Origin of the sequence: Thiocystis violacea, from assembly GCF_016583575.1 — a bacterium.
GTDB classification, from domain to species: Bacteria; Pseudomonadota; Gammaproteobacteria; order Chromatiales; family Chromatiaceae; genus Thiocystis; species Thiocystis violacea.
The window spans coordinates 135,321-156,894 of the sequence record NZ_NRRG01000002.1; the positions used below are offsets into that span (position 1 = coordinate 135,321).

Sequence of the window (21,574 nt, forward strand, 5' to 3'; positions counted from 1 at the left end):
ATCTCCCTACGGGGAGAGGCTTCGTTTCAATCCACGCCCGGCCAAGCCGGGCGATACGCCACGGAAGAGGTTACGCCTCTCCCGTGCGGCATTATCCCCCTGAAGGGGGAGGTTTCAATCTGGAGATTTCGATGAGCCCCCGCCTTCCGAGCAACTCCACCGACTTCAGGATAGACCCATGGCCCTCAAAGCGACCCTGTTCAAGGCTCAAGTCACGATCAGCGATCTGGATCGACACTACTACGAGAGCCATGCGCTGACCCTGGCCCGTCATCCCTCGGAGACCGACGCGCGGATGATGGTCCGGCTGCTCGCCTTCTGTCTTTATGCCGACCCTCGGCTCGGCTTCACCAAGGGGCTCTCCACCGACGAGGAACCGGATCTGTGGCAACACAGCCTGACCGGCGAGATCGAACGCTGGATCGAGGTGGGTCAGCCGGACGAGCGACGTCTGCGCCAGGCCAGCGGGCGCGCCCGCGAGGTCATCGTGATCACCTACGCGGGCCGCGCGGCGGACCTCTGGTGGGAGCGGGTCGAAGACGGGTTGCGACGTCTGCGCAACCTCCGTGTGCTGGACGTGGCCAGCGCCGAACTCCAGGCCCTGACCGAACTGGTCGAGCGTTCCATGGATCTCCAGTGCACCATCGACGGCGGCCAGGTCTGGATCGGCGACGGACAGCGGACGGTGGAGTTGAATCCGACCCTGCGTCAGGGTCGGGACGGCCCATGAGGATCGGCTTGGCCCATCCACGCGGGTTTTTCACGAGCTCCGAGTCGACCCGTAGAATTGGCGCACGACCGACGCGAATACCAACCAGAAAGCCCGGAGTCGCGAAATCTTGCCGATCCACGTCTTCGCGGTTACGCTCGCGCCATTGCCTTGTCTCGGGTGCGGGCCATGCACCCCGAGAGGATGGTCGCTCGATCATCACTGACGAGACCGTTGGTCGCGGCACCGTCAATCCGCTGGCAACTGGTCGCGACCCGATTGGAATCGCGAGGCCCGCGCGGCTGGCACCAAGGTAAGCGTCTCTCGGAAAGGAGGCCGTCGGAGCCTAATCACTCCCGATCAGGGATGCCGTGGGAAAGCTGGCGCGTCCAAGCCGCGCGATAGGGTGGAACACTAGAGAATGAACGACAGCTCCTTGTTATTCGAGAGCCTGTGGCTGATGGTGATCGGCATGGGCATCGTCTATGGTTTCCTGCTGCTGCTGGTCGGCATCCTGCGGTTGATGTCCAGGGTGGCGTTGCGCCTCGCGCCAGACGAACCGCCGCCGGCTCCCTTGGCCCACAGATCCATCGGCAGCGGCGATTCGGAAGATCTGATCGCCGTCATCTCGGCGGCGATCGCGCGTTATCGCCACCCTCGTTGAGGCCGAGCGCCCAACAGCCCGCCAAGGATCCGAGCATCCCATTTGACCAGGCCCGGTCCAGGCGTCCCTGACGTCGGATCGGCGCGAACACGCGGAAATCTCCCATGAATACGAAGACCCCACTCGGTATCACCGAAGTTGTCCTGCGCGACGCCCATCAGTCCCTGTTGGCGACACGCATGCGCATCGAGGACATGCTGCCCATCGCCTCCAAACTGGATCAGGTCGGCTACTGGTCCATGGAGTCCTGGGGCGGCGCGACCTTCGACGCCTGCATCCGGTATCTGGGCGAGGATCCCTGGGAGCGTCTGCGTCTGCTCAAGGCCGCGATGCCGAGAACGCCCCAGCAGATGTTGCTGCGTGGGCAGAACCTGCTCGGCTATCGCCATTACGCCGACGATCTGGTCGAGAAGTTCGTGGAGCGCGCGGCGCTCAACGGGATTGGCGTCTTCCGCATCTTCGACGCGCTGAACGATCTGCGCAATCTGGAGCAGTCGGTCCATGCCGCGCTCGCCACCGACGCCCACGCCCAGGGCACCCTGTCCTACACCGTGAGCCCGGTGCACAACGTCGATTACTGGGTGGACCTGGGCCGTCGACTGGAGGACATGGGCTGTCACTCCATCTGCATCAAGGACATGGCGGGGCTGCTGCGTCCCTATGTCGCGGAGGAACTGGTCACCCGGCTGAAGGCGTCCTGCTCCATCCCGATTGGCATGCAATGTCACGCGACCACCGGACTGAGCACGGCGTCCATCCTGAAGGCCACCGAGGCGGGGATCGACATGGTCGATACCTCTATCTCCTCGATGAGCATGACCTACGGGCATTCGCCGACCGAATCGGTGGTCGCCATCTTCCAGGACACCGATCGCGATACCGGGCTGGATCTGTTGCTCCTTGAGGAGATCGCGGCCTATTTCCGCGAGGTCCGCAAGAAATACGCGCGCTTCGAGGGTTCACTCAAGGGCGTGGATTCGCGCATCCTGGTCGCCCAGGTTCCCGGCGGCATGCTGACCAACATGGAGAACCAACTGCGCGAGCAGGGCGCCGAGAATCGGATGGACGAGGTGCTGGCCGAGATCCCCAGGGTACGCGAGGAACTGGGCTTCCTACCCCTGGTGACCCCGACCTCGCAGATCGTCGGCAGTCAGGCGGTGCTCAACGTGATGATGGGCGAGCGCTACAAGAGCATCACCAGCGAGACCGCCGGCGTGCTCAAGGGTGCCTATGGCGCCACGCCCGCTCCCGTCAATGCCGAACTCCAAGCGCGCGTGCTCCAGCCCGGAGAGGATCTCATTACCTGCCGTCCGGCGGATGATCTGACGCCCGAGTTGGATCGCCTGACCGAGGAACTGGAAGGCATCGCCAGCGAGCGCGGTTTGAAACTGAGCGACCAGGTGACCGATGACGTACTCATCTACGCCATGTTCCCGCAGGTCGGTCTGAAATTCCTGGAAAACCGGGACAACCCCTCGGCCTTCGAGCCTCGCCCCTGGGAGATTCAGGAGAAGCCCGTCGCGCCGGCCCCGCTCGCGCCTGTCGCGCCGTGTGGTCCCGAGCGCTATCGGATCGATGTCAATGGCCGGTCCTACGATGTCAGCGTCTCGCCACAGGGCACGGTCGAATCCGTCGCTCCGGCAACCCAGGCCGCGGCTCCCGTGACGACCTCGGTTCAGGCGCGGAGCGTCGACTCACCGCTGGCGGGCACCATCGTCAAGGTGACCGTGGGCCTGGGTCAGGATGTCGCCTCTGGTGATGTCATTGTGATTTTGGAGGCGATGAAGATGGAAACCGAAATCCGCGCGCCCTGGGCTGGCCGTATCACGGAGATCCGCGTGAAGGAGGGCGACCCCATCGCGCTCGGCGCCCCACTGCTGACCCTGGGCTAACACCATGGAAGAAATCGACAAGCTCTGGCTATCCATGGGGATCGCCAATATGGAGTGGGGCCAGGTTCTGATGATGGCGGTCGGCTGCCTGCTCGTCTATCTGGCCCTGGTGAAGAAATTCGAGCCCCTGCTGCTGGTGCCGATCGGGTTCGGCGCGCTGCTGTGCAATATCCCGGTCGCGGGCATCGGCGGACCGGATGGCATGATCGGCATGATCTACCACGCCGGTATCGAGACCGGGATCTTCCCGCTGCTGATCTTCATGGGGGTCGGAGCGCTCACGGACTTCAGCGCCCTGATCGCCCGGCCCTCGACGCTGCTGCTCGGCGCCGCCGCGCAGTTCGGTATCTTCGGAACCCTGATCGGCGCGGTCGCGCTCAACTATCTGCCTGGCTTCGATTTCACCATGGCGGAGGCGTCGTCCATCGCCATCATCGGCGGGGCGGACGGGCCGACCGCCATCTTTCTGGCCTCCCGCCTGGCGCCCGAACTGCTGGGAGCGATCGCGGTCGCGGCCTACTCCTACATGGCGCTGGTCCCGATCATCCAGCCGCCGATCATGCGCGCCCTGACCACCAAGAAGGAGCGCGCGGTGGTGATGGAGCAGATGCGTCCGGTCTCGCGGCTGGAGCGCATTCTCTTCCCCTTCGTCGTGCTCATTCTCTGCGCGCTACTGCTGCCGTCCGCCGCGCCCCTGATCGGCATGCTGACCTTCGGTAACCTGCTGCGCGAGGCCGGTGTCGTGGAGCGGCTGAGCCGGGCCGCGCAGAACGAGATCATCAATGTCGTGACCATCATGCTGGGTCTGGCGGTCGGGTCGAAGCTCTCGGCGGACCAGTTCCTCCAGACGGAGACCTTGGGGATTCTGGTGCTTGGGGCTCTGGCCTTCTGCATGGGCACGGCCGCCGGGGTCATCATGGGCAAGATCATGTGCTATGCCACCGGCGGCAAGGTGAATCCACTGATCGGCGCCGCCGGCGTCTCGGCCGTGCCCATGGCCGCGCGAGTGGCCAACAAGGTCGGACTGGAGGAGAACCCGCACAACTTCCTGCTGATGCACGCCATGGGGCCGAACGTGGCGGGCGTGATCGGCTCGGCGGTCGCGGCGGGCGTGCTGCTCGCCCTAGTCGGGAACTGAGCCCTGGCTCCGGCAACGCGAGACAGGCGTTGCCGGGCCAGCATCCAATCGCTTATCGCCCCGTCGGACTCCCCCCAGTCGACTCGCAGGCCCTCGGAACTTCGGGGTCGGGTCGCTGGACTTTTCCTCCGGCATTCACGAAACGCCGTGTGCTGTACTCCGAGCAGGCGAGCGGGCGGACCTCGGGTGGGTTGGCGAGGATGGGATCGCCGGGCCGCGCGCCGCCAAGATCCTGCTGCAGATAATCGATGAAGCCCTGGGCATAGTCGATGAAGGTATCCACCGCGCGGCCGGAGTCGCTCACCGCCTTGAAGGTCGAGAACCCATCGCCGCCGCGCGCGAGGAAGCTGTTGGTCACGACCGTTACCTGGTCCGCGTCCTCCAATGAGGTCCATTGGATCCCGCCTTTGCGCCGGATCTCGATGTTCGAGAACCGACGCCCCTTGGGTTGGCTCAGATCCAGTTCCCAGCGCAGATTGGCGGCATAGGGATAGGCACCGGTGGAACCGTCGGTCCGGTCCATGAAACTGGAGACCGCCGTCTCCAGCGCCTGCCTGATCTCGGCGCCCGTCATCCGGAGATTGACCAGGGTGTTGGAGAAGGGCAGGAGTCGATGGACGTCATCGATGCTGATGGCGCCGGCCGGGAGGTCGATCCGAACGCCGCCGGCGTTCTGGATCGCCACGTCCGACTCGAAGCCGCGCGCCAGATAGGCGGCGCTGACCAGTTGCTGGATGTCGCCGCCATTGGCCTGGGTCGCCCGCGCGTCGCAGATGGCGCTGAGTCCCTGACCGGGAACCCGCTCCAGGCAGAGATTCTCGCTCGCCACGCCCACCAGGGTCGTCTTGAGCCGCTCCACGTCCCTGGAATAGAGATCGATGACGGCGGTGGTCGCCGCGTCCGGCTCGACGATCCCAAGCTCCGGGGCCGAGTCGATCCGACCGAGCACCGCTTGCCGGTCGGCGCCCTCCAGCGGCCGGCCATCGCGCTCGAAGCTGTCCCCCAGCAGCAGATGGGGTGTCCCCGCGCATTGAATCACCCGACCCTGGCTGTCGAAGCCCAGGCGCAGCTCGCCGACCAGATCCGTGTATTGCCAAGCCTGAGCGACGCAGACCGGATGGCCATCCAGGTCCGAGGCCAGCGTCGGATAAGGACCGCTGGGATTCAGCCCCCAATGGGCGAAGGACTCGCCGAGCAGGGTGTGCGAATCGCCCCCCAGGATGGCGTCGACGCCGCGCAGCTTGCGCGCCAGATCCAGATCGTTGAGGTACTGGTAGTGCGTCAGCAGGATGATCTTGTCGATCCCCACGGCGGTGAGCGCGTCGATATGACGCTGCGCGCTCTCGCGCTCGTCCAGGAATTGGGTCGAGGCGAGCGGGCTCGATGAATTCCTGGTCTTGCTCGCGATATCGAGGCCAAGAATGGCGATCCGCTGACCGCCAACCTCCTTGATGACGTATGGCTGGATCAAGGCCGCCGTCGCCTCCGGATACAGCGGCGTCCCCAGCGCGGGGACCACGTTGGCCGCCAGCACCGGGGTCCGGCAACGCTCGGGGTCGCGGTTCAGATAGCCGATGAATCGCGCGAGACCCGCGTCGCCGTTATCGAATTCGTGATTGCCCAAGGCCAGGGCATCGAAGCACACCTGGTTCATCGCCGCCGCGTCGGCCTCGCCCCTGAACAGGGAGAAATAGACGCTGCCGGTCATCGCATCGCCCGCGTGCAGGGTCAATACATTCGGGTGCCGCGATCGCAGTTCCCTCACCTTGGTCACGACACGGGCGAAACCGCCCGTCTCGACATCCGTGGCGGCCGCCCCGTCGCCCCCGAATCTCAGCCTGAGACCGCGATTGGAGTCGAGATGCGAATGGTGGTCGTTGATGTGCAGGACGGTGAGTTCGAAGCTCGGCGTTTCGACGGGTCCGGCCAAGGGGTGACCCAAGGCCATGACGGTCAGCAGGGTCACGACCAGGGATAGGGTCGGGCTCGACATGATCGGCTCCTGTTCTTAAGGCGATGTCCAGGAAACCTTGTACCAGTGATCGGCCCGACCATGGACAGGATCGGCAGGATTTCGCGGGATTAACTGGAGTGCTGCGGTAGCCGATTTCCTCCAGGCTGGGCCGGCGCGGGTCGTTCTTGAGTTTGGGACGGTCGGCCAGGACAGGCATGTGGTTGAGCCTGCGGGCGCTCATGCGATGGCTTGAATCCCTTTCTTCTCGATGATGGTCAGGAGTCGCAGCGCCGGGCCACCGGGGCGCTTAACGCCTCGCTCCCAGTCCGAGACGAGGTTCTTGCTCACGTTGATGTAGCGGGCAAAAACAGGCTGCGAGAGATGCTCTCGCTCGCGTAGGGCGCGGATAGCCTCGGGCGAGAGGGGGGCGACCGGCGTCAAACAGGCGTCGTCGAACTCACGCATGGTTTGCTTGCCGATGGCGTCCGCCGCGTGGAGGGCTTCCATGGTTTCATGGATCGAAGCCAGCGCGTCGCCGCGGTATTGCTTAGCCATGATCATCCACCTCTAAAAATTGCCCGTTCTGGATCAATGCCGCGAGTTGATCATCGGTCAGATCAAGGACGTGCCGCGCGGCCTTCTGGAAGACCGACTCGTTGTGAGGGATGAGCGCGGAGACCAAGGATCCCTCCACCCCTGGAGCCGGATGCCGGGTTGTCGGGGCGAATGAATTCGCCCCTACAAGGATGTCGGGCGACGTCCACGTCGCGCGCGTCGCTCCGAGCCTTGAAACCGTGGCCGGGCGGACGATCCCAGTACGAAGACAGTTGATGATACGCCCTAAGGTTCCCCCCGCGGTCTCTCGGGGTCGCGCGGTTCGTCCCGTCCGCCGCCGAACAAGCGCGCGACGAATCGAAATACCCGCTTGATCCCACGCCACACCTTCGGCAGCAGCCAGACCAGCATCAGCAGGAAGAGGGCGAGCAGCCCCAGGAATACGGCTGGATGATTGATCGCGATGAACAGACCCGCCACCACGCCGACGTCCTCGGTGACGGAGGCGGCCCAGTTGGTGAAGGGCTCGGGCGAGGTGTTGATCAGCACGCGCGTGCCCGACTTGGCGGCATGCGAGGCGGCGGCGAGCCCGCCGCCCAGGAGGGCCGCCGCGAGATCCGCGCCCGGTCCGAGATCGCCGATCGCGCCGGCGGCCAGCATGGCGCCGGCCGGGATGCGCACGAAGGTATGCAGCGAATCCCAGGCGGTGTCGACGCCCGGAATCTTGTCGGCCACGAACTCGACCATGTACATCGCGCCCGCCGCGAGCAGCACCAGCGGGTCCGTCAGGATCTCAAGCCCAGGCGGCAGATCCAGATGGCCGCTCGTCCCGAGCAGACCCAACATCAGGACCGCGGCATAGAGATTGATGCCGCTGGCCCATCCAGCCCCCAGGGCCAAGGCCAGGGTTTGAGTCAGATCGTCCACGGGCATTCCTCGCTGCGATGGATATAGGGCTGGGATTATAGACGCGGCCTCGCTCGCCGCCGCGTGCTCGAATGTCCCGGTCTCATCCGCGATACTGCACGGCCATCATCCCAAGGAGAACTCACTCATGACTCGCCTGTTCGCCTTTCTACTGGCCTTCCTGGTCATCGGCTACGCTGTTTGGCCCTATTACGGCGTCTATCGGCTGGATAGCGCGCTCGGCGCGGACGAGGCGCGGGCGATCGCGCCATTCGTCGATCTTCCGGCGATCCAGGCCAACTACAAGGAACGCATTGGCGGCGCGCTCAAGGAGATGGTTCCCGAGAGCAACCGCGAGGGCGAACGTGTCATCGCCTGGCTCGCCGAAAGCCTGCGGCCATTCGGCGAGGCCGCCCTGGAGCAGACCATCACCCTGGACTGGGTGCGCCACCAACTGCGCGAGGCCGCCTCCCGCTCGACCGAGGAGCGCCCGGCTTACTTCATGGCTGGAATCGATTACGCCTTCTTCGAGTCCTGGAACCGCTTCCTCGTTCGGCTTGGACCGCCCGAGAGCGCGACGCGCGTGGTCATGAGACTTCAAGGCGCGAGTTGGCGGATAACGGATATCCTGGAACCTGATTAGCCCAGCCGGATCCCGCCTGCTCAAACTCAAGCCCCGCATCACGGCGGCTCAGGCGACTGGCCGCCGTGATGCGGGACATGACACGCCAGCGACCGCCGCCGCTGGCATGAGCCCTATCGCTGATTGGGACAACCCGATTCCGGACCGGTCTAGCGGACCAGCGTGACCGGTATTTTCACCAGATGAATGACCTGGGTCGCCACCGACCCCATCAGCAGGCTCGCGAGTTCCCCCCGACCATGACTGCCCATGACGATGGCGTCGCAGCCCTGCTCATTGGCGTAATTCGCGATGGTTTGCGCGACCGGCCCGATGAGCACCTCGGCCCGGTACGGGAAGCCCGCTTCGTCGAGCAAGGCGCGCGCCGCCGCCATCTCGGTCTCGCCCTCGGCCTGCTGGGTATGCGCGATCTCTTCCTCGGTCAGAAAACGTCGGACCTCCCAGGCATCGACCGGTCGACGCACATTGATCAGATGGATCTCGGCCGGCTCCTTGCAGCGAGCCAGGCGTATCAGATAGCGGACCGCGTTCTCCGAGGACTTCGAACCATCGACCGGCATCAGAAACTTGATCATTGAGTGACCTCCCGTGCCGCCCCTGGCTGGGCGGCGAATTGGATGGTGGATGCTTGACCCTGCGTGGCGATCGGTTGCGCCGCCCGCGAGACATTCGCCGCCGGTGCTTCCGCGTCATGGGCCGCATGCGGTTGCCAGCCGAGGGTGAGGAAGAGCGCGGCGAAACCGATCACATAGGCGACGGCCACATGCCAGCCGTGACGCAGCCAGGAACCAACCGATTTGGCTTGCGGGTAAAGATTCGAGAGCGCCACGCCGGCGGAGCTGCCAAACCAGATCATGGAGCCTCCGAAGCCAACCGCATAGGCCAGCATTCCCCAATCGAAGCCGCCCTGCTCGATCGCGAGCGCGGTGAGCGGGATATTGTCGAACACGGCCGAGACGAACCCCAAGGTGAAGGCGGAGTACCAGGAGGCCTCGGGCAGTTTCTCCACGGGCATCATCGAGGCGCAGACCACCAGGGTCAGCAGGAAGAGACTGCCCTTGAAGGCCTCCGGCAGCAGGCTCCACTCGGGCTTGCGCAACGCGGTGGCCAGCAGCAGGGCAACCCAGACCGCGACGCCGAGAACCGGAAAGGTGTTCCCCAGATCCTTGAAACTGGAGTTCACGACAATGTTGGTACCGACGGCGGCGATGAGAATCCAGGCGACGATACCAAGCCGTGTCCAGTCGATCTGGCTTCCCGCCGGGACATCGCGCACCATCGGCGAGAAGCGATGCTGTTGGAGCGCGGCCGGGATGCCGAACACCACCAGGGCCACGCCAGCGGCGACATAGGCGTGGAACACCTCCGAGGGCGCGACGCCGGAAATCCACATCATGGTGGTCGTGGTATCGCCGACCACGCTGCCGGAGCCGCCGGCGTTGGAGGCGGCGACGATCGCCGCGAGATAGCCGATATGCACCCGACGCTGGAAGACGGTAAAGGCGATCGTACCGCCGATCAGGGCGGCGGCGATGTTGTCGAGGAAGCTCGACAGCACAAAAATCGCGGCCAGGAGCGCCAGCCCGCCGAACCAGCCGCCCGGCAGGTAACGGGGCAGGATCTGGGGCATCCCGCTATCCTCGAAATGTCGCGCCAGGAGCGCGAAGCCGAGCAGCAGACCAAGCAGGTTGGTCAGAATGACCCATTCATGCCCCAGGTGTCCCGCCAGACCGGCCAACCCCATGCCGGCGTGAAAACCCGTGAAGGTGAGTTTGTACAGCGTGATCGCGCCAAGACCGGTCAGGGCCACGGGAAGGGTGTGATTGTGAAAGAAGGCGACCCCGAGCAGGGTGAGCGCGAAGAGGATGAATTCGATCGGCACACCCAAGAGCGCGATCTCATGGACCGCCGGCGCGGCATTGGCCGTGAGCGGGACCAGCGTGCTGATCAGGATCAGGGCGATGACCTGGGGCCAACGCAGGCGTCGAAACGCGGGCATTCCCTGGGCGGCGGGTATCAAGCTGGGTTGGGAGTTCAATCGATCAACCTCTTAAACTGCATCTTATGTTGTCGACGGTTTCCATGCCGTGTCGCCGAGACGCGCTCCTGTCGGGGCTTCCGAGTACGGAACGATCAGGTTGCGATCTGGTTGAGTCATGTAAGTCTTGATCGGGCGCGACCCATTGATTCATGCGCGTGAAGACCGCCGGGATTCCGTGGTGGATGAGACAGGGAATGAATCGCTGCCCTGTCCCTGGGCATGGCGGCAACCCCTGTTGCCCGTCCATATTCCCAAGGCCCACCCGCTCAACCGCCATGGACGTCGCATCGACGACCGGGTGGCGAGCGGCGCGATCTTGTTCTTGCCGCGGGTGAGCTGTCAATGAAAGGCCTCGTGCCTCAGGGGGATTCGCTCGAACGGCACGTCCCATCGACGCCTTCCGGGGTGGAGACGATCCTGTGCGAACGTGGTTTGCCGAGCGTGCCGAACGGCCGGGCCGGCTATTTTTCAGGCGAGGGATCCGGCCTGGCCGACGAAGGTGGCCAATCGGGTCGGGGGAAAAGGATCTTGCCTGTCGCCGCCACCCTCCCGCGAAGAGTCATGGCGGCGCGGATCGCCTAGGAATGCTGGCAAACCTCGTGGGCGAATTGCTCCAGCTTGCGGGTATCCGCGGCGAAGAGACGGATGCCCTCGGCGAGTTTCTCGGTGGCCATGGCCTCTTCGTTGAGATCCCAGCGGAAACTGGCCTCGTCGAGGGAGACCCTGGGGATATCCATGGCGAGCGCCTTTTCCGGGTCGAGTTTCCTCGGCAGATCGCCCTCGGCGGAGGCGAGTTCGCCGAGCAGGGCGGGCGCGATGGTGAGATAGTCGCAGCCGGCCAGTTCCAGGATCTCTTCCAGAGTGCGGAAACTCGCGCCCATGACGACCGTCTGGTAATCATGGCGTTTGTAGTAGTTGTAGATGCGCGTGACGGATCGAACGCCCGGATCCTCGTCGGAGGGATAACCCGCGACGTTCTCGGCCTTCTTGTACCAGTCGAGAATACGGCCGACGAAGGGCGAGATGAGGGTCACGCCCGCGTCGGCGCAGGCGACGGCCTGGGCGAAGCCGAACAGCAGGGTCAGATTGCAATGAATGCCCCGGCGCTCCAGCGCCTGCGCCGCGCGAATGCCCTCCCAGGTCGAGGCGATCTTGAACAGCACCCGTTCCGTCGGATCGATCCCGGCCTCCTGGTAAAGCTTTACCAACTCCTCGGCGCGACGCAGGGTGGCGTCGCTGTCGAAGGAGAGACGCGCGTCGATCTCGGTGGAGACCCGCCCTGGGACGATCTTGAGGATCTCGACGCCGAAGTTGACGGCCAGTTTGTCCATGGTCCAGCGCGCCCGCGCCAGGCTGTCTTCGCCGCCCCGGTTCATGCCGAAGAGCACCGCGTCCTCGACCAGTTCGCGATAGGGCGGCATCTGGGCGGCCTTGTAGAGAAGCGAGGGATTGGTCGTGGCGTCCTGGGGCTGGTAGTCGAGAATCGACGCGAAATCGCCGGTATCCGCGACCACGGTGGTCATGCTCTTGAGTTGCGCGAGTTTGCTCATGCGTCGGGGCCTCTGGGTTGATGGTTCGGCCAGGCATCCAGCCGTCTGGCCGAACGGGATGACGGGTTCGACAAGTGTCGAGCCCGTTGGTTTTCGTGCTCACCGCCGCCGATTCCGGCACGGCGGGTCGGGCGTTGTTCCATTCAACGATCGATCCCAACTGGAGGCTGGAGAATCGGCGCGAGCGGCGAGTCGATCAAAGATGCGATAGAACGGAGGAACGATGGATCAAGCGGATTTTTCGCGAGTCGTGGACGCCCTGGGTTTCGCGGCCCACAAGCATCGGGATCAGCGGCGCAAGGACCAGGAGGCATCGCCCTATATCAACCACCCCATCGCGCTGATGCGGGTGCTCTCGCTGGAGGGGGACGTGCGGGATCCGCTCGTGCTCTGCGCGGCCCTGCTCCATGACACGGTGGAGGATACCGAGACCACGCCCGAGGAACTGGCCGAGCGTTTCGGCCCCGAGATTCGTGATCTGGTGATGGAGGTCACGGACGACAAGCGTCTGCCCAAGGAGGAGCGCAAGCGTTTGCAGATCCAGCGCGCCGGGGGCGCGAGCGAGCGGGCGCGGCTGGTGAAGCTCGCCGACAAGATCTGCAATCTGCGCGACATGGCGGACAGTCCGCCGCATAGCTGGGACTTGCGCCGACGTCGGGAGTATTTCGATTGGGCCGCCGAGGTGATCTCGCGGTTACGCGGGACTCACCCCGAACTGGAAGCCCTGTTCGACCGAGCTTACGCACGGCGGCCCTGAAGGATTGTGCCGGCATGGGTTGCCGGCACGGTTCGTTGCAAGCGTGGCGCTCAATCTCGAGACGCGGTCATACGCCTTCCCCCACGCCATCCGCATGCTTTCGTTTGTAACGCACCGAGGAAATCAGAGCGAAGACGATGAAGGCGACGCCGATCAGGCCGGTGATGACCTCGGGGATATGGAACACGATGCTCGCCAGCATGATGCCCGCCAGGGCGCCGATCGCCCAATGCGCGCCGTGCTCCAGGAAGACGTACTCGTCCAGGGTGCCCTTGTTGACCAGATAGACGGTCAGCGAGCGCACGAACATGGCGCCGATGGCCAGACCCAGCATGATGATGACCACGTCGCGGGTAATGGCGAAGGCCCCGATCACGCCATCGAAGGAGAAGGAGGCATCCAGCACCTCCAGGTAGAGAAAGCCCGCGATGCCCGAGCGCTTGGCGGTTTCCACCATGGCCTCGCCTTCCTCTTCGTTCTCGAAGAGGCTGTCAAGGCTGCTCACGGCGACATAGAGGATCACACCGCCGACACCCGCCACCAGAAGCGACAGACGCTCGGCCGGTTCAAGCGGTAGGAACGCCTGGAGGAGAAAGAGCACGACCAGCGCCACCATGACCTCGATGGCATCGAGCTTGCCAAGCCGCGACAGGCGTTCCTCAATGGCGCCGAGCCAGTGCAATTCCTTCTCTGAGTTCAGCATGAAATAGAGGAACACCAGCAGGAGGAACATCCCGCCGAAGGCCGAGATGCCGATATGGCTCTCCTCCAGGTACTTGGCGTATTGCTCCGGTTGTTGCAGCGCCATGGAGGCGACCTCTCCCATGCCCTGCCCGGAGGCGATGGCCACGATCACGATGGGAAAGACCAGGCGCATGCCGAAGACGGCGATCAGGATACCGACGGTCAGGAAGATCTGCTGCCATTTGGCGTCCATCTCCTTGAGTACGGAGGCGTTCACCACGGCATTGTCGAACGACAGACTGACCTCCATGACACCGAGGATGATGACCAGGAACACGGCGGCCATGCCCCCCGCCGGCGTCTGAAGTCCCCAATAATAGGCGGCGATCACGCACGCGATGGTGACCAGGATGGAATAACGAAAGGCTTTCATCGACTACCCTATTCGAGTGGTTTAGGTACGTTTCTCCAAGGCGCACTTTAACCGATTTTAGTGGCGCTCACGGGGCGCGATCACGGGGCGTCGAGGGTGTAATGGATCGGGCCAGCGGAGGCCGGGCAACCTCCAGCCTCCTGGTCGCGAGGATTTGAAGGCAAGGGGCGCTTCCAATAGGATGCGGATCAGTGGCCTCGCCATCGGTCAACACCCCCATCGTCCACGAAATCCGAGCGCGACGAAATGCCCATCAGAAGACTCCCCGTCTACATCCTGCTCGACACCTCCGGCTCCATGCGCGGAGAGCCCATCCACTCCGTCAACGTCGGTCTGCGGGCGATGTTCAGCGCGCTGCGGCAGGATCCCTATGCCCTGGAAAGCGTCCATCTTTCCATCATCACCTTCGATATCGAGCCGCGTGAGTATCTACCGCTGACCCCATTGGACGGCGTGAACATCGGCGAGATCCAGGCGCCGGATTCCGGCGCGACCTTCCTGGGCGCGGCGCTGGAGTTGCTGCTCCAGTGCGTCGATCGCGATCTGCGCCGGAACACGCCCGAGGCCAAGGGCGACTGGCGTCCGCTGCTGTTCCTCATGACCGATGGAAGCCCCTCCGACCTGCACGCTTTCCGCCAGGCGATTCCGGAGGTCAAGCGGCGCGATTTCGGCTCGATCGTCGCCTGCGCCGCCGGACCCAAGGCCCGCCAGGACTATCTGCGCGAACTCACCGACCGGGTCGTCACGCTCGACACCCTGGACGCGGCGGCCTTCTCGGGCTTCTTCAAGTGGGTATCCGCGAGCGTCGCGGTCGGGTCGAGCAGCGCCGGCCTCGCGGATCAGGTCTCGCTGCCGCCACCCCCGCCCGAGATCCAACTGTTACCTTGATTCAAGACGATCCACCTTGGCAGGAGTACATCCATGCGCAGGCTTCCCGTGTTCTTCGTCCTGGACTGCTCGGAGTCGATGGCCGGAGACAATCTCAAGAAGATGGAGGATGGCTTGCAGGCCGTCGTGCGCGCGCTGCGCGGCGATCCGCATGCGCTGGAGACGGTTCATCTTTCCGTCATCGCTTTCGCCGGGATCGCGCGGACCATCGTCCCGCTGCTGGAGATCGCCTCCTTCTATCCGCCGAAGCTCCCGCTGGGCGGCGGCACCAGTCTCGGCGCCGCGCTCGACACCCTGATGGGCGAGCTTGACCGCTCGGTCGTCCGGACCACCGCCGAACGCAAGGGCGACTGGAAGCCGATCGTCTATCTCTTCACCGACGGACACCCGACCGACGATCCGGGACCGGCGATCGAGCGCTGGAACGCGCGCTACGCCAGTCGCGCCAACCTGATCGCCGTGGGCATCGGCCAGGGCGCGGATTTTTCCCGACTCAAGCGTCTGACCGAACAGGTGATTCTCTTCGAGGAGACGCGGGAGGGTGACTTCCGGACCTTCGTCAATTGGGTCAGCGCCTCGCTGGTCGCCCAGAGCCGAAGCCTGGGCGAGGGACTCTACAATCAGGCGCGGCCGCTGCTGGACAAGCGTGTGCTGACGCTCGTCAAGGAGCCGCCGCCGACCCCGGTCGACGAAGCCTGCGTGACCCTGGTCGGTCGCTGTCAGAAGACCCGCAAGCCCTACCTCATCAAGTACGACCGTGAACTCCAGGATGTCGCCACCAACGACTTCCAGTTCCAGGTCTCGCTCTACCGGCTGTCGGGCTGCCATGCGCTCGACGAGGACTATTTCGCCTGGTCGGACCCGCGCGCGAGCGACCGCAAGGTCAATACCACCGAGCTGATCGGCGCGCCGGCCTGCCCGCACTGCGGCAACGCCACGGCCTTCGCGAAATGCGGCTGCGGTCAACTGCTATGCATCAATGGCCCTGGGAAGGCGACCTGCCCCTGGTGCGAGACCACGGTGGTCTTCGCGCCCTCGCCCTCCGCGGACGATACCGGGTTCGAGGTCGGTCGCGGGCGAGGGTGAAGCCGATGTCCGACAGCCCCGAAAAACCGAGGCCCCAGGCGCGCGAGGTCTTCGCCCCGAACATCGAGAACCTGGTGCAAGGTCTGTTTGGGCGCGGGGCCTATCCATTCTTCGACACCTCGGGGGTGACGCCCGAAGCGCTCTCGGAGTTCGTCCAGCGCGAGGAGGTGTTCGAGGCCGCCTTCCAGTTCGCCACGACCCTGATGACACTCTGGCGGGCAGGCCATCCAGAAACACCGCTGAGGCCCCTTCCCCCACCCAGCCGGGGTGGCTCCAGCGACAGCCAGTCGACCCCGTCCCAGCCTCGGACGCAACCCGCCGGACTCCGGCCTGGTCAGGTTCCCGCCGCCGCCTCACCCAGGCCCCAAGCGCTGGAACCCAGGGCCTCCTTCCGTCTGCCCAACGGGAAAGTTGGCGTCCCTTATGTCGAACGCATCGCCGGCGGGGAGAGCGACGGCGGGGTTTTCCGGATCCTGGACGCGCGGGTTCCCGCCGGGCTTGGTCTGACCTTCGATCCCGCGAGCGGCGAGCTGAGCGGAACTCCGATCCTGGACGGCGAGCACCGGATCGCGCTGCGCTGGACCCTCGACGGGAAGGGGCCGTACTCCGGTGACGGCGCGCTGATCGTCAATCCAGACCCCAGGAGTCTATGGAAAGTCGTGGAACCTCCCGCCGACGCGCCCTATCGGAAACCCCACGCTGACGGCCGCTGGCTGTCGGGACAGGGGTTCAGGCTCGCCGCCGCCAGCCGACGCGGCCGTTCTCACGAGCACGCCGGGAGCTTCAGGGATGACGACTTCCTCATCCATGCCGACCCGTCCAGCGGCTGGAGTCTCATCCTCGTCGCCGACGGCGCCGGCAGCGCGCCCTGGTCCCGCGAGGGTTCCAGACTCGCCGTCTCGGTGGCGGGCGAGCATCTGCGGACACGACTGGCTGGCGATCTCGGGACCAGCATGGCCGCCGCCCTGGCTCGATGGGACGCCGATCCCTCGGCCACCAGGCAGACCATGGGCGAGGCGTTCGGCGAGCTCTTCCGCCAGGCGTCCCTGTTGGCCGTGGAGGCTATCGAGCGGGAGGCCCTGGCCCAGGGCGCCGCGTTCCGGGACTACGCGACCACACTGCTGGCGGCGGCCGTCCGGCGCGCGGGTCGCGAGACCTTTCTCGCGACCTTTTGGATGGGCGACGGGGCGATCGCGGCCTACGAACCCGGCGGTGGGGTTCGGCTCATGGGGACACCCGACAGCGGCGAGTTCGCCGGACAGACACGCTTTCTGGACCGGGCCGCGCTCTCCGCCGGGGACTTCGCCAAACGCATCGGCATCGGCCGCTACTCGGATCCGACGGTGGTCCTGCTGATGACCGACGGGGTGTCCGATCCCTATTTCGAGACCGACAATGGATTGAGGGATCCAGCCCGCTGGGACCGGCTCTGGGAGGAGATCGCGCCACGCCTCGATGCGTCCGAGCCGGACCAGCGACTGATCGATTGGCTCGGGTTCTTCTCGCCGGGTCATCATGACGATCGCACCCTGGCCCTGCTCTGGTGAGCGGCCAGGCAACCGCTCTTGTCCCGACCCAAAGGGGCCAGTAACCGACCGCGATCACCCTGTTTTACAAACACTCCAGGAGCGCCCGATGGCCAGGGTCGTCACATGCCAGACGTTCGAGGGGCGGACGGTCGCGTTCGTCGATGAGGTCATCGGATCGGGTGCGATGAAGGAGGTCTATTTCTCGCCCGACCGCTCCTATATCGTCGCCTTCTACAAGACGCGCCCGGATCCTCGGGCGAGGGAACGTCTGGAGATGATCACCGGTCGCTACCGGGAGAGCATCTTCGATCAGGTCGGCGGCGACTACTGGCGCAACCTCTTCTGCTGGCCGACGGCGATGCTGGAGCACCAGGGTCGACTCGGGCTGGTGGCGCCGACCTATCCGGGGCATTTCTTCTTCGAGCACGGTTCGCGGAACGACGACAGGCTCGGCATCAAGGGCAAGGAAAAGGAGGGCAAGTGGTTCGCCGCCGCCAATCTGCGCAACCGCTTCGTCGATCCGCGCGAGCTTGGCGACTGGCTCGGTCATCTCCAGGTCTGTCTGCGGCTCGCGCGCGCCGTGCGTCGTCTGCACATGGCCGGACTCGCGCACTCGGACCTTTCCTATAAGAACGTCCTGGTCGATCCGTCGCGCGGCCTGGCCTGCGTCATCGATGTCGACGGCCTGGTGGTGCCCGGCAAATATCCGCCCGACGTGGTCGGCACGCCCGATTTCATCGCCCCGGAGGTGGTCATAACCAGCCATCTCCCCAAGGACGACCCCGCCCGCCAGTTGCCGCGACGCGAGACGGACCTGCATGCCCTGGCGGTCCTCATCTATATGTACCTGCTCTACCGGCATCCACTGCGCGGCGGCCAGGTGCATGACATCGACGACGAACAGCGCGACGAGCGTCTGGCCATGGGCGAGCGGGCGCTCTTCATCGAGCACCCGAGCGAACCGGGCAACCGGATCCGAGTCGCGGACGCCAAGCCGACCGAACTGCCCTGGGCGGATACCGAGCGGTTGCCCTTCACGCTCACCGGACCTTATCTGTCGCCATTGTTCCAGCAGGCCTTCGTCACCGGTCTGCGCGACCCATCCCAGCGTCCATCGGCGAACGACTGGGAGACCGCCCTGATCAAGACGGTCGATCTGATTCAGCCCTGCCGGAACCTGGGTTGCGAGCAGAAATGGTATCTGTTCGACAACTCGACCCAGCCCCGCTGTCCCTTCTGCGGGACCGCCTTCCACGGTCAGCTACCGGTCCTCAACCTTTACTCGTCCAGGGCGGAGGGGCTGTTCCGGCCGGACAACCGTCGCCTCATGGTCTGGACCGGCCAATCGCTCTTCGCCTGGCACGCCAACAGCCTGATCGTCCCTAACGAGCGGCTCGCCGAGACCGAGAAGGCCCGTGTCGGCTATTTCGTCTTCCATGCCGGGAGCTGGTGGCTGGTCAACGAGCGCCTTCCCGACCTGATGGACCTGGCGACCAAAACCCCGGCGCCGATCGGCGGCCAGCTCCAGCTCCTGGATGGTCAGCGGATCCTCTTGGCCAAGGGAGAAGGCGGTCGACTCGTCGTGGTGCAGATGGTCGAGATTTGAGCGCGGTCGCGCTTTCTTCATTTGACCCTGGGAGTGGCGACTGCTAGAAACGGCGGCCTCTCCTCTGTCTAGCCCCCGGCGGTTCTCATGCTCCCCCTGCTCACTTCGCGCTTTGGCCCGATCTGGCCTTCGCTGCTCGCGCTCGGTTGTGGCGGGCTGACGGTCCTCGGCTTCGCGCCCTTCTCGTTGTTTCCGGTCGTGGTCATCGCACTCGCGGGCTTCTACCAGTCCTTGATCGGCGCCACGCCGCGCGCCGGATTCTGGCGCGGCTGGCTGTTCGGCGTGGGCCTGCTGGGCTTCGGGGTCTTCTGGATCCGGATCAGTCTGAACGAGTTCGGCAACATGGACGCCTGGGTGGCGCATCTGCTCACGGCGATCTTCATCGGCGCGATGGCGCTCTATTACGGGGTCGTCGGCTGGCTGATCCGCCGTCTGGACCAGGGCACCGCCTGGGTCGGGCCGCTGCTCCTGCTGCCCGGCGGCTATGTGCTGCTGGAATGGCTGCGCGGCTGGCTCTTCACCGGTTTCCCCTGGCTCAACCTGGGCTACACCCAGATCAGCGGACCCCTGGCCGGCTACGCGCCACTGATAGGGGTGCATGGCCTGAGCCTGCTGGTCGCGCTCTCGGGCGGTCTGCTGTGGGGATTGGTCCGTTGGTCGGGCCGGGCGAGACTGGCCACCGGGATCGGCCTGGCGGCCATCTGGCTCGGCGGCGCCCTGCTGGAGCGAATCGAATGGACCGAGCCCTCCGGCCCAGCGTTCAAGGCCAGCGTGCTTCAGGCCAACATCCCCCAGGAGGTCAAGTGGACCCCAGATGCCGGGGTGATGATCGCGGAGACCTATCTGACGCTGACCAGGGAGCACCTGGATTCGGATCTGATCGTCTGGCCCGAGACGGCCCTGCCGGATTTCCTGCACCAGATCCGCGCGCCGCTGATCGATCCGCTGGCCGAACTCGCCCGCGAGGAAGGGACCGAGATCGTGCTCGGCATTCCGGTGATGGATCTGGAGTCCGGGCGTTATTACAACGGCCTGCTGGGCATCGGCACCCAGGAGGATTTCTACGCCAAGCGCCATCTGGTGCCCTTCGGCGAGTTTCTGCCCTTCAAGGACTGGCTGGGGCCGCTGGTGCGGCTGTTCGAGGTTCCCATGTCGGACTTCAGTCGCGGCGACAGCGAGCGCCCCCTGCTGGCCGTGGGTCGACACCAGGCAGGCGTTTCCATCTGCTACGAGGATACCTTCGCCGCCGAGGTGGTCGAGGCGCTGCCCGAGGCGGCCTATCTGATCAATGTCAGCAACGACGCCTGGTTCGGAGACTCGCTCGCCCCGCATCAACATCTGGAAATCGCCCGGATGCGGGCGCTGGAGAACGGACGGTTCATGATCCGCGCCACCAACACCGGGATCTCCGCCATCGTGGATCACCGGGGCCGGGTCATCGCCACCCTGCCATCCTTCGTCAGCGGGGGAATCGCGGCCGAGGTCCAGCCACGCCAGGGAGCCACACCCTTTACGCTGGTCGGCAACTGGCTGGCGATCGGATTGGCGCTGGCACTGGTCGCGGCGGCTTCCCTGTTCCGCCTGATCGGCTCGGGGATGGCGAAAGGCCGAGCGCCCTAGCTCGCCCGCGCCAGCGCGACGACGGTCTCGGGGACGCGGATGGACTCCGGGTAGGCGTCCGTCCAGCGCAGCAGTTCCAGACGACCGTCGTGGTGCTCGACCAGCGCGGTGCAACTCTCGACCCAGTCGCCGCAGTTGCAGTAGGTCAGACCATCGATGTCGCGCATCTCGGCCTGGTGGATATGACCGCAGATCATGCCGTCCAGGGCACGCCGCTCGGCCTCCATCGCCACGGCCTTCTCGTAGCTGCCGATATAGCTGACCGCGTTCTTGACCCTGTGCTTGAGGTAGCCGGCCAGGGACCAGTACTTGAGGCCGAACAGCGACCGGATCCGACTCAGCGAGCTGTTAAGCGCGAGCAGGTTGTCATAGGCGCGCGATCCGAGCTTGGCGAGCCAGAGGCTGTTCTGCACGACCCCGTCGAACTTGTCCCCGTGCAGCACCAGGAAACGCCGGCCATCGGCGGTCGTATGGATGACTTCGTCACGCACCTGGACATCGCCGAAGCAGGCGCCGAGATGATCGCGGAAGAGTCCGTCATGATTGCCGGGGATATAGATGACCTCGGTTCCCTCCCGTGCCTTGCCGAAAATCTCGCGCACCACCTGATTGTGGGCCTCGGGCCAGTAGAGACCGCTTTTCATCGCCCAAAGATCAATGATGTCGCCCACCAGATAGAGTTGCTTGCACTGGGTCGACCGGAGGAAATCCAGGACAAATCCGGCCTGGCAGCCGCGTAATCCCAGATGTACATCCGAGATGAAGATACTGCGGTACTTCAAGGGGTTCATGCGGCTGATGTCGGACATGGGCGACCGGCCTCTGACGGATAAATTTCCGGCAATGGTCGCCAAATTCGATGACCAGCCGGTTGAGGCCCGGTGAAGATGCGATGAAGAATTTGGTCGCTAGCCGGTGG

At 64.9% G+C, this 21,574-nt stretch carries 19 protein-coding genes; 11 read left to right on the top strand and 8 right to left on the bottom strand.

Annotation, left to right across the window (positions count from 1 at the left end):
* Positions 1 to 178: 178 nt before the first annotated feature.
* The 4 genes from CKO27_RS01855 (at position 179) to CKO27_RS01870 (ending at position 4,403) form a co-directional block, all read left to right on the top strand.
* Positions 179 to 730, top strand: a complete 552-nt coding sequence (locus CKO27_RS01855; RefSeq protein WP_200373166.1) for a YaeQ family protein — start codon at positions 179 to 181, stop codon at positions 728 to 730.
* A 400-nt stretch (positions 731 to 1,130) separates the two neighbouring features.
* Complete coding sequence (locus CKO27_RS01860; RefSeq protein WP_200373167.1) at positions 1,131 to 1,373, top strand: OadG family protein; 243 nt, start codon at positions 1,131 to 1,133, stop codon at positions 1,371 to 1,373.
* Positions 1,374 to 1,477: 104 nt separating this feature from the next.
* Entirely contained in the window at positions 1,478 to 3,265 is a 1,788-nt protein-coding gene (oadA, locus tag CKO27_RS01865; protein WP_200373168.1) for a sodium-extruding oxaloacetate decarboxylase subunit alpha, read from the top strand.
* Between the two features lie 4 nt (positions 3,266 to 3,269).
* Complete coding sequence (locus tag CKO27_RS01870) at positions 3,270 to 4,403, top strand: sodium ion-translocating decarboxylase subunit beta (RefSeq protein WP_200373169.1); 1,134 nt, start codon at positions 3,270 to 3,272, stop codon at positions 4,401 to 4,403.
* 52 nt (positions 4,404 to 4,455) lie between these two features.
* Here the strand turns inward: CKO27_RS01870 and CKO27_RS01875 are convergent, their stop codons facing one another.
* From CKO27_RS01875 to CKO27_RS01885, 3 genes are all read right to left on the bottom strand, one after another.
* Positions 4,456 to 6,396, bottom strand: coding sequence for a bifunctional metallophosphatase/5'-nucleotidase (locus CKO27_RS01875; RefSeq protein ID WP_200373170.1), 1,941 nt, complete (start codon positions 6,394 to 6,396; stop codon positions 4,456 to 4,458).
* A 198-nt stretch (positions 6,397 to 6,594) separates the two neighbouring features.
* Positions 6,595 to 6,912, bottom strand: coding sequence for a helix-turn-helix domain-containing protein (locus CKO27_RS01880; protein ID WP_200373171.1), 318 nt, complete (start codon positions 6,910 to 6,912; stop codon positions 6,595 to 6,597).
* Between the two features lie 285 nt (positions 6,913 to 7,197).
* Entirely contained in the window at positions 7,198 to 7,845 is a 648-nt protein-coding gene (locus CKO27_RS01885) for a DUF4126 domain-containing protein (protein ID WP_207280552.1), read from the bottom strand.
* Between the two features lie 121 nt (positions 7,846 to 7,966).
* Between CKO27_RS01885 and CKO27_RS01890 the strand changes: the two genes are divergently transcribed.
* On the top strand, positions 7,967 to 8,461 hold the full coding sequence (locus CKO27_RS01890) for a DUF2939 domain-containing protein (protein WP_200373173.1): 495 nt from the start codon (positions 7,967 to 7,969) through the stop codon (positions 8,459 to 8,461).
* 149 nt (positions 8,462 to 8,610) lie between these two features.
* On the opposite strand, the gene CKO27_RS01895 is transcribed toward CKO27_RS01890, so the two are convergent.
* From CKO27_RS01895 to tal, 3 genes are all read right to left on the bottom strand, one after another.
* Positions 8,611 to 9,036 carry a universal stress protein gene (locus CKO27_RS01895; protein ID WP_200373174.1) on the bottom strand — a complete coding sequence of 142 codons (426 nt, stop codon included), beginning with the start codon at positions 9,034 to 9,036 and terminating at the stop codon, positions 8,611 to 8,613.
* Positions 9,033 to 10,499, bottom strand: a complete 1,467-nt coding sequence (locus CKO27_RS01900; RefSeq protein WP_242470678.1) for a citrate transporter — start codon at positions 10,497 to 10,499, stop codon at positions 9,033 to 9,035. Before CKO27_RS01900 ends, CKO27_RS01895 begins: the two co-directional genes overlap by 4 nt.
* Positions 10,500 to 11,080: 581 nt before the next feature.
* Positions 11,081 to 12,052, bottom strand: a complete 972-nt coding sequence (gene tal, locus CKO27_RS01905; protein WP_200373175.1) for a transaldolase — start codon at positions 12,050 to 12,052, stop codon at positions 11,081 to 11,083.
* Positions 12,053 to 12,275: 223 nt separating this feature from the next.
* Between tal and CKO27_RS01910 the strand changes: the two genes are divergently transcribed.
* Positions 12,276 to 12,809 (top strand): HD domain-containing protein, encoded by a 534-nt coding sequence (locus CKO27_RS01910; protein ID WP_200373176.1) that lies wholly within the window; start codon positions 12,276 to 12,278, stop codon positions 12,807 to 12,809.
* A gap of 67 nt (positions 12,810 to 12,876) precedes the next feature.
* Here the strand turns inward: CKO27_RS01910 and CKO27_RS01915 are convergent, their stop codons facing one another.
* Positions 12,877 to 13,926, bottom strand: a complete 1,050-nt coding sequence (locus CKO27_RS01915; protein WP_200373177.1) for a DUF475 domain-containing protein — start codon at positions 13,924 to 13,926, stop codon at positions 12,877 to 12,879.
* A gap of 246 nt (positions 13,927 to 14,172) precedes the next feature.
* On the opposite strand from CKO27_RS01915, the gene CKO27_RS01920 reads away from it, so the two are divergent.
* From CKO27_RS01920 to lnt, 5 genes are all read left to right on the top strand, one after another.
* Entirely contained in the window at positions 14,173 to 14,814 is a 642-nt protein-coding gene (locus tag CKO27_RS01920) for a vWA domain-containing protein (protein ID WP_200373178.1), read from the top strand.
* Positions 14,815 to 14,847: 33 nt separating this feature from the next.
* The gene (locus CKO27_RS01925; protein ID WP_200373179.1) at positions 14,848 to 15,900 is read left to right on the top strand and encodes a TerY-C metal binding domain-containing protein; all 1,053 of its coding nucleotides are present in this window, start codon (positions 14,848 to 14,850) and stop codon (positions 15,898 to 15,900) included.
* Positions 15,901 to 15,905: 5 nt separating this feature from the next.
* Positions 15,906 to 17,447, top strand: a complete 1,542-nt coding sequence (locus CKO27_RS01930) for a PP2C family serine/threonine-protein phosphatase (RefSeq protein WP_200373180.1) — start codon at positions 15,906 to 15,908, stop codon at positions 17,445 to 17,447.
* Positions 17,448 to 17,535: 88 nt separating this feature from the next.
* On the top strand, positions 17,536 to 19,035 hold the full coding sequence (locus CKO27_RS01935; protein ID WP_200373181.1) for a helix-hairpin-helix domain-containing protein: 1,500 nt from the start codon (positions 17,536 to 17,538) through the stop codon (positions 19,033 to 19,035).
* Positions 19,036 to 19,122: 87 nt separating this feature from the next.
* Complete coding sequence (gene lnt / locus CKO27_RS01940) at positions 19,123 to 20,655, top strand: apolipoprotein N-acyltransferase (RefSeq protein WP_200373182.1); 1,533 nt, start codon at positions 19,123 to 19,125, stop codon at positions 20,653 to 20,655.
* Here lnt and CKO27_RS01945 read toward each other — a convergent pair.
* Positions 20,652 to 21,464: a UDP-2,3-diacylglucosamine diphosphatase gene (locus CKO27_RS01945; protein WP_200373183.1), complete on the bottom strand. Its 813-nt coding sequence runs from the start codon at positions 21,462 to 21,464 to the stop codon at positions 20,652 to 20,654. The two genes, lnt and CKO27_RS01945, sit on opposite strands and share 4 nt — an antisense overlap.
* Positions 21,465 to 21,574 lie beyond the last annotated feature (110 nt).